Origin of the sequence: Rhodococcus sp. NPDC056960, from assembly GCF_042674125.1 — a bacterium.
Lineage (GTDB): Bacteria > Actinomycetota > Actinomycetes > Mycobacteriales > Mycobacteriaceae > Rhodococcus_F.
This window is the reverse complement of the sequence record NZ_JBHURF010000063.1, coordinates 9,208-16,389: the sequence shown is the minus strand read 5'-3', so window position 1 is coordinate 16,389 and position 7,182 is coordinate 9,208. Positions and strand designations below refer to the sequence as shown.

Here is a 7,182-nt window from a genome sequence, read left to right as displayed (position 1 = left end):
GACAACGGCGACCAGCCGGCCGTCGTCGGGCAGGGCAAGGTCGGCGTCTTCTACGGAAACACCTGGGAGGCTCAGGCGGCCACCGACCCCCGCCGGGGTGCCTGCCCGCTCCGCGGGCAACCCACGCGGCGCTCCGCGCCACGAAAAACGTTGTGCGACAGACACTCTCACGCCTCCGGCGCTCGGTGTCTCGCGAATTATGTTGTGTGCGTGTAGTTTTAGGGAAAGTTGTTGCAATACAACAATTTTCATCTCGTCTACCGATATATATTGTGGCGCAACGATTTTAGTTGTAACCCACCTTTTCGCTTGACTTTTCGGTATTTGTTCCGGTACTTTCTACAGAATCTCTGCGCCTAAATGATGGGTGCGCGCCCCTTGAACGGCCCATCTATCCGAATGTCGTTGCAGCTACATGCATCCCGATAGCGGCACGGTCGAGCACGGCACCGGATCGGTCAGCCGAGGCACCTCGCGCACGTATCCGGAAAAAGACAGCCGGGACGAACGGGGCAAGTTCCGGGGCGCGGCCGAGACCGGCACCCGGCACACGTCGGGCACCTCGGCCGCACGGCCAGCGAGAGGGCACCCTCGGACCAACAGGGGCCGGGATCGGGCGCGTGCGGCCAGCTCAGCGGCCCGGACAGCAGACACACGATTAGCGCCCATAGCGCGCCTTACGCTTCCGTGACCTGCTATGCAGTGTGAGTGACAGAACAGTTACCCCCCGGGGCTCCAGAGACCAAAATGCGACTCTGGAAGAAACTAGCCATAGGCGCAGGCGTATTCGTCGCCCTGTGGATCATTGCCGCAACCACAATCAATCTGACGGGATCTCTGACGGGATCCACGACAAGCGATAAGGCGGCCGAGCGCGCAGCATCAACAACCCCCGCCACTTCCGAGGTCACCTCGGAGCCAATCGCCACGAAGTCGGCAACCGCAGCGGAGCCGACCACAGCGAGCGCCGCTCAGACCACCTCGAGCGCTCCGGTAGCGCCACCACCCGCGACCACTTCGATCGCAGCCGGGCCACCCCCGTACACCATCCCCCCATACATCCCGCCACCGCCGGACGCGGACGGCAATCCGCCGTGCCTACTCCCGAACGGCTGGGGACTCGGGGCGGCGGGTGCCGGTATCAGTGCATCCGTCTGGACAGATGGACCCGCGTCAGTTTCCGCCGTCGTGCGAAGGAAGTCGGGGGATGACACCTCGCAGGCCGCGACGATCCAACGCGGACAGGAAATGCACCAATTCGACTTCCCCACAGTCGACGAATCGTCAGTTCAAGAGGTGCTAATCGACATGCCCTCCGGGCGTTGCTACGCGACACCAGACCCCGAGGTCGCCGCGATGGGGCACTAACCACCCCTCGCACCGCATAAGCGCCCCCAGCCAAGTCGGCCGGGGGCGCTTACGCGCGGACACCACAGGATCGGCCAGCCGGGCACACGGCCCCACAGCCGGGACTGCTTCCCCGGCGCACGACAGCACGCCGCACAGCAGCCAGCACGGGGCCGAGGACAGCAGCAACGAACAGGACCAAGCGCCACACGACAGCCGCCCACCGACCGCACGCCGAGCACGCGGCGCGCTCCTTGCCGATTGTGTCTCCCCACAGTTTCAACCCGGCGCCGGCGACTACCCGACCTGCCGTTTCACCTCGACCCCCTTGTGCGACACCACAACGCCCCTCACACGCCCCGAGGTCAGCCCTCGGCCCCGACGCCCTGGTCGCCGAGCTGCACGAGCGCCACACGCGCCCCGAGGTCGGCCCGCCGAGCTGCACGAGCGGCCACGGACACCACAACGCCCCCGGCCGCGTGACCGGGGGCGCATGGAATCGGGGGCGTCAGATGTACGGCAGTATGTCGGCCTCGGTGAGAAAGATCCTCCGCGTGCCGCCCCCCGGGTTCGGCTCTACCCACGATGCGACGACGGGGGAACGCATGTCAGTGAACGCGCCAGCACGGCCCGCCGTCATTCCCACACGCGAAATCCCGCAGTGCTGGCGAGTCACCCTCGCGCGCCGGAAAGGGAACCAACGCCGCCCGGGGCGCTCGGCCCCGCCGTCCAGCCCCGCCAGCGCCTCGAAAGCGCACCCGTGCTCACCCATGGTCGATACTCCGTCTCTGCCACATTGCCCCCGTGCATGAACGGGCCTAACCGTCGCGGGGTGCACGTCATCTTGAACGTGTGCTGTGAACCTACATGGATTGCGCGACAATCTCGAGCGCAAGAAATCCCCCGCCAAGCACACGCGGACAGCGCCGAATCATCAACCGACAGTGCGCGTTCTACAGAACTTCACACAGAACCGAGACCATCAATTGCACCGGGGTCCAACACATCGCCACAGACTCGGGCACGGCGTCGGCCAGACCTCCCCCGAGGTCGGCCCACCGACGAGAAACGCCCCCGGCCGAATCGACCGGGGGCGCTACATACGCGAGCGGGTCAGCTGCCCGTGGTGACCAGTTCGGGCACGTCCTCGGGCACGTCCTCGGGCACGGACTCGGGCACGGACTCGGGCACATCGGGCGCGGCCACGGCAGCGGCACGGGGCCGAGCTGCACGACGAGCACGGGGCCGGACCTCGGGCACCTCCTCGGCAGGCTCAGCCATGACAGGCGCGGGAACCTCGGCCGACGCGGCAGGCTCGGACACCTCAGCGGCACGGGGCCGAGACGCACGCCGAGTCCGTGGGGCAGGCTCAGCCGCCACCTCGGGCACGTTCGACACCTCGGGCACCTCGGGCACCGGCACGGACTCAGGCACCGGCACAGACGCACCAGCAGACGAGCGCGGACGACGAGCACGCGGCCGGACCTCGGGCACCTCGAGGGCAGGCGCAACCACGGCACCCACACGCGGCCGAGACGCACGACGAGCACGGGGGCGCGGAACCTCGGGTACGTCCTCGGCGACCGAGCCGACCTCGGCAGGCTCAGCCATGGCAGGCGCGGGCACCTCGGCAAGCTCGGGCACTCGGGCAGCGGCCGGGCGCACGTCGGCAGGCGCGGGCACCTCGGCAAGCTCGGGCACTCGGGCAGCGGCCGGGCGCACGTCGGCAGGCGCGGGCACCTCGGCAAGCTCGGGCACTCGGGCAGCGGCCGGGCGCACGTCGGCAGGCGCGGGCACCTCGGCAGGCGCGGGCACCTCGGCAGGCGCGGGCACCTCGGCAAGCTCGGGCACTCGGGCAGCGGCCGGGCGGCGCACGTCGGCAACCTTGCCCCGACTCCACCACCGTTTCCGGCCAACCTCGGACGCGCTGGCAGCGTCGGCAGGCTCGGCATCGAACAGGTGAGAGAACAGGTCGGCCACCTGGTCATTGCCGCGCTGTTCCCGCGCCCTACGCACCAGCATCATGGATAGGTGAGTCGACAGCAGCAGCGCCACCGGGGGCACGACTGCCACAGCGACAGCGATTGACGTATCCGTCTGGTGTGGCGACAGAACAGCGTGAAGCGCGTTGCCCACGATCGACGCAACGCTCGCCAGAATCAGCACCGACCACGCGTACACGTGCGCCGCACCGACGAGCGCGCCAGCCGCAGCAGTGGACACCACCACGAGTCCGTCAACCACCAACGGAATGCCGTACGCACGCGCGCCCGTCGTGCCCGACATTGCCGCCAGCTCTGCCAGCGCCTCGAAAGACAGCCAGAACGAAATACCGGCGATGAGGACAGTTGCCGCCAGCGCGGGAATCAGCAGCGCGAACCAACGCGCACCCGGCCTCACAGCTTCACCGCCAGTCGGCCGAGCAGGTCCACCAGCGCGGGCGTCACGTCGGTATCGCTGCCCGTGTCATTCACGGGACCGACAAAGAATGCATTGCCGGTGAGATAGTCCCCCGGCAGCAAGTTCGCCCCCGCCCCGAGTAGCACGCGCTCGGCTACCGGATTCGGCGCGAGACCGGACAGCTTGCCCTCTTCATTCAGATACAGGGCACCGAACGGTGCGGGCAGCGTGACCCGCTCAATCCAGCCACCCACGATTCCGCGGTACACCTCCCCCGAGCGCTGCACACTCTCGACTGTCGCCGTTCCGTCCGTCGTGATCTTCACAATGCGAATGGTGTTGCCCACGGTCAGTTACCCCCGGTTTCGATCGCCGTTGCGCCGAGGTATTCCACGCTGAGAACAGCGGAACGCGGAGCGCTCTCGGCAGTGCAGACAACACTCATTGCCGTGTCGATGCTGTCCGCGAACGTCGCGATTACAAGCGTGCCCCGCTCGTGCTTGATTCCGACCGCATACATGCCGGGCCGGACAGCCCCGTTCAGCAATCGGCTTTCCAGCCTCTCGGAACGTTCCCAGTCGGCCGACCAGTTCACGGGCGCGTCTGTGAAGTCCGCCCGCGTGAGCTGTCGGCCGAGTCGATCCTCGGTGCAGCCGACACAGAGCATGTCGGCGTTGCCTGCCTGTTCCCACAGTTCGTTACTGACCATGAAGTACTCGGCAATGTCGAACGTGTCGACGTCGCAGCCGTCGCAGAGAAAGCTCACATCGTCGTCTTGCTCGTCGTCCACTCCCCCGAGGGGGACAGCGGCCGGACCGTCGACCATCACCCGGCCACTCACCTCGGGCATGTAGTCGAGCCGAGCACGGTCGACCGTCGTCACCGCTCCCGAGTCCTCCCACAGCACGGTTACCCGGCCAGCATCGACCGACTCGACAAACCCGGTATCTCCCTCGGTCCGGTCTCGCACACAATCGCCGAGCACGAGCGGAGCAACGTCGGCAGGCTCGGCGGCTCGGTATGCGGCCCACACAGCACGGGCAGCGGCCAGCCCCTCGGCGTGGAATGCGCGCGCCACGTCGGTGTCCGCGATCCGGTGGAACTGGCCGTGCTCTTTCGTCGCGGCGGTCGGCCAAGCCTCGGCCATGAATCCGGCCACGCCCTCGGACGGCACCAGAAGTATGTCGCCGTCGCGCACATCGTCGCTGCATTGCGTCTCGTCATACCCCTCGGCAGTGCTGTCGAACACGTGCACGCGGCGGTGTGTTATTTCGCTAAAGCGCTGGTCAATCGCCATTTTTGTATCTCTCATCTCGGGGGTGTCCGCCCCGGGGTCTCGGATTCCGGGGCGAGGGATCGGCCCTCGAAACGGAATCTTACGCACATAGGCGCGTGCGCGCGTACGCGTACGCGCCTATGCGCCTATGTGCGTGTCAGCGTGTGCGCGTTTGCGCATACCTGCGCGTGCGCACACCTGCCCGTCAGCGTGTGCGCGGCAGGCGCGCACCCTTCGGCAATCTCTGGAAAGGCTGGCCGTCGTTGTACTCAGTTTCGAGCCGATCCAGCTCGGCGCGTACCGCCCTATCCACGAGCGCGGCCAAGCTCGGCGTCTCGGCCTCGGGGTGAAACATGCCGAGCTGCGCCACGGCCGAGCGCGCCACGGCCAACAGCTCGGGGTCCCACGTGATGCCCTGTTGAATCTTCTTCGCCGGTTTCGCTGGCGCTGCCTGTTCCGCTGCCTGTTCCGCTACCCGTTCCGACTCCTGCACCTGTTCGCGCTGCGGTCGCCCCTCAGCCGCCCGCGCGAGGTGCGCGCGTACTTCGCTCGGTCGCTTAGTTGCCATTGCTGTTCGCCTCCGTGTGAGTGGTCAGAATTTCGTTCAGTACGTCCGCGTACGGGCCGAGCGTTCCCGGCACACTCCCGTATGCCTGCGCGATGGTTTCCCGCAGCGGCACGACAGAGTGCATAAGCGGGTAGTCGTAGACCTCGGTCAGCACTTCCCGCACCTCTTCGGCCGAGCGTGTCCCGAGCCGGACTTTCGTCAGCAACACAGACGCCAGGACAGGCCGTAGCGTGTCCACCTGCGCCGCAGCATGGAACGTTGGCGCCAACTCTGCGACGTCAATAGCGCTACTTGTCGTCGGGACCAGAAGGTTTCCTGTTGCGAGCATTGCCGCCGTCATTACGTCGTGGTCCTTTGGCCGGGTGTCGACAACCACGTGTGCGTAGTCGTCCTGCACCGACGCAATTCGACGCGTGAGCGTCTTCGGGTCACCCCACGGCACAACAGTGATCCTGTCGTGCGGCCAGCCGTCCGCAAGCTCACTCCACCGCATAGCCGATTCCTGCCCGGCGTCCGCGTCGACCAGCAGCGTTCGGCCGGTCAGACTCAGCCCGAGCGCCAGGTAAACGGCCGAGGTGGTCTTCCCTACCCCGCCCTTGATGTTCGCCACAGTGAGTAGCACCGTCTATCCCCTCCTCTTGTTTCCGATACCCCAACGCACGTTGTGGCTGTTGTACTTCGGAGCGTGGTTGTCGATCACGAACTGTTCCGCGATCAATGCAGCTCGGCGCGTCGGAAACTCCGCAAAGTCGAGACGCTCCGATTCCCGAAACCACCTCGCGCCGGAATGCTCTTTAATTCGCTGTTCCGGCTGTTTCGTCACGCCCACGTACAGCAGACGGCCGGTCTCGTCATATCCGCGATAGACGAACGTCGGTTCTAGTGGTGAGTCGTACGGCTCCCATTCGCGCCTGGTCACGAGCGCGTCTAGTTGCTCATCCGTCAGTTCTTCCACGCCTTCACCCTCCTGTGTTCCGGCCGATCCACGCTGAGCCTACGCGCGTACGCGTACGCGCCTATGTACGTACACGCCCAAGCGCCCATATGCGCGAATGCGTACGCGCTGCCAACGGCCGAGTCCGCCCAGTAGGCCCAGCACCTCGGCCGCGCCGATCGCTCCACAGCCCGTCGTCCTGGTCGCCAAGGTCGGCCAGCCGCAGCCACTCGACAGCGACAGCGGGACGGCACACGCGTACGCGCCCACACGCACGAACGCCCACGCGCACACGCGCCGATCCGGGGGCCGAGCGCCCAACAGCGGGGGAGTGGCCGGATACTCGGCGCGGTCCGTTTAGGTTTCAGCCCCGACAGGCCCACTACCAGCGCTTACCCGGTCGCCGGCCCCGCGGCCGGCGCGTCCCTCGGTCCGCTTAGCTCAGCCCGTCCCGAGGTCGGCCCCGTCGTCCTGGTCGCCGAGCTGCACGCACGCCCACACGTCCGCACTGCCGAGGTCGGCCCCGTCGTCCTGGTCGCCGAGCTGCACGCACGCCCACACGTCCGCACTGCCGAGGTCGGCCCCGTCGTCCTGGTCGCCGAGCTGCACGCACGCCCACACGTCCGCACTGCCGAGGTCGGCCCCGTCGTCCTGGTC

7 protein-coding genes are annotated in these 7,182 nt (G+C 67.0%); all 7 read right to left on the bottom strand.

The annotated features are described in order from the left end of the window. Positions 1 to 2,460 precede the first annotated feature (2,460 nt). Positions 2,461 to 3,747, bottom strand: a complete 1,287-nt coding sequence (locus ACFTWF_RS44330) for a DUF2637 domain-containing protein (RefSeq protein WP_378467408.1) — start codon at positions 3,745 to 3,747, stop codon at positions 2,461 to 2,463. Next, entirely contained in the window at positions 3,744 to 4,094 is a 351-nt protein-coding gene (locus tag ACFTWF_RS44325) for a DUF3846 domain-containing protein (protein ID WP_378467407.1), read from the bottom strand. Before ACFTWF_RS44325 ends, ACFTWF_RS44330 begins: the two co-directional genes overlap by 4 nt. A 2-nt stretch (positions 4,095 to 4,096) precedes the next feature. Then, positions 4,097 to 5,131 carry a hypothetical protein gene (locus tag ACFTWF_RS44320; RefSeq protein WP_378467406.1) on the bottom strand — a complete coding sequence of 345 codons (1,035 nt, stop codon included), beginning with the start codon at positions 5,129 to 5,131 and terminating at the stop codon, positions 4,097 to 4,099. Between the two features lie 97 nt (positions 5,132 to 5,228). After that, the gene (locus ACFTWF_RS44315) at positions 5,229 to 5,591 is read right to left on the bottom strand and encodes a hypothetical protein (protein WP_378467405.1); all 363 of its coding nucleotides are present in this window, start codon (positions 5,589 to 5,591) and stop codon (positions 5,229 to 5,231) included. After that, on the bottom strand, positions 5,581 to 6,201 hold the full coding sequence (locus tag ACFTWF_RS44310) for an AAA family ATPase (protein ID WP_378467404.1): 621 nt from the start codon (positions 6,199 to 6,201) through the stop codon (positions 5,581 to 5,583). The genes ACFTWF_RS44315 and ACFTWF_RS44310 overlap by 11 nt, the downstream gene beginning before the upstream one ends. Before the next feature lie 15 nt (positions 6,202 to 6,216). Beyond that, the gene (locus ACFTWF_RS44305; protein WP_378467403.1) at positions 6,217 to 6,546 is read right to left on the bottom strand and encodes a GIY-YIG nuclease family protein; all 330 of its coding nucleotides are present in this window, start codon (positions 6,544 to 6,546) and stop codon (positions 6,217 to 6,219) included. Positions 6,547 to 6,966: 420 nt separating this feature from the next. Next, a partial coding sequence (locus ACFTWF_RS44300) for a hypothetical protein (RefSeq protein ID WP_378467402.1) occupies positions 6,967 to 7,182 on the bottom strand: 216 nt, incomplete at its 5' end.

Excerpts from the sequence above, each read along its gene's own strand:
- ACFTWF_RS44315 (WP_378467405.1), bottom strand. The coding sequence starts at position 5,591 with ATGGCAACTAAGCGACCGAGCGAAGTACGCGCGCACCTCGCGCGGGCG.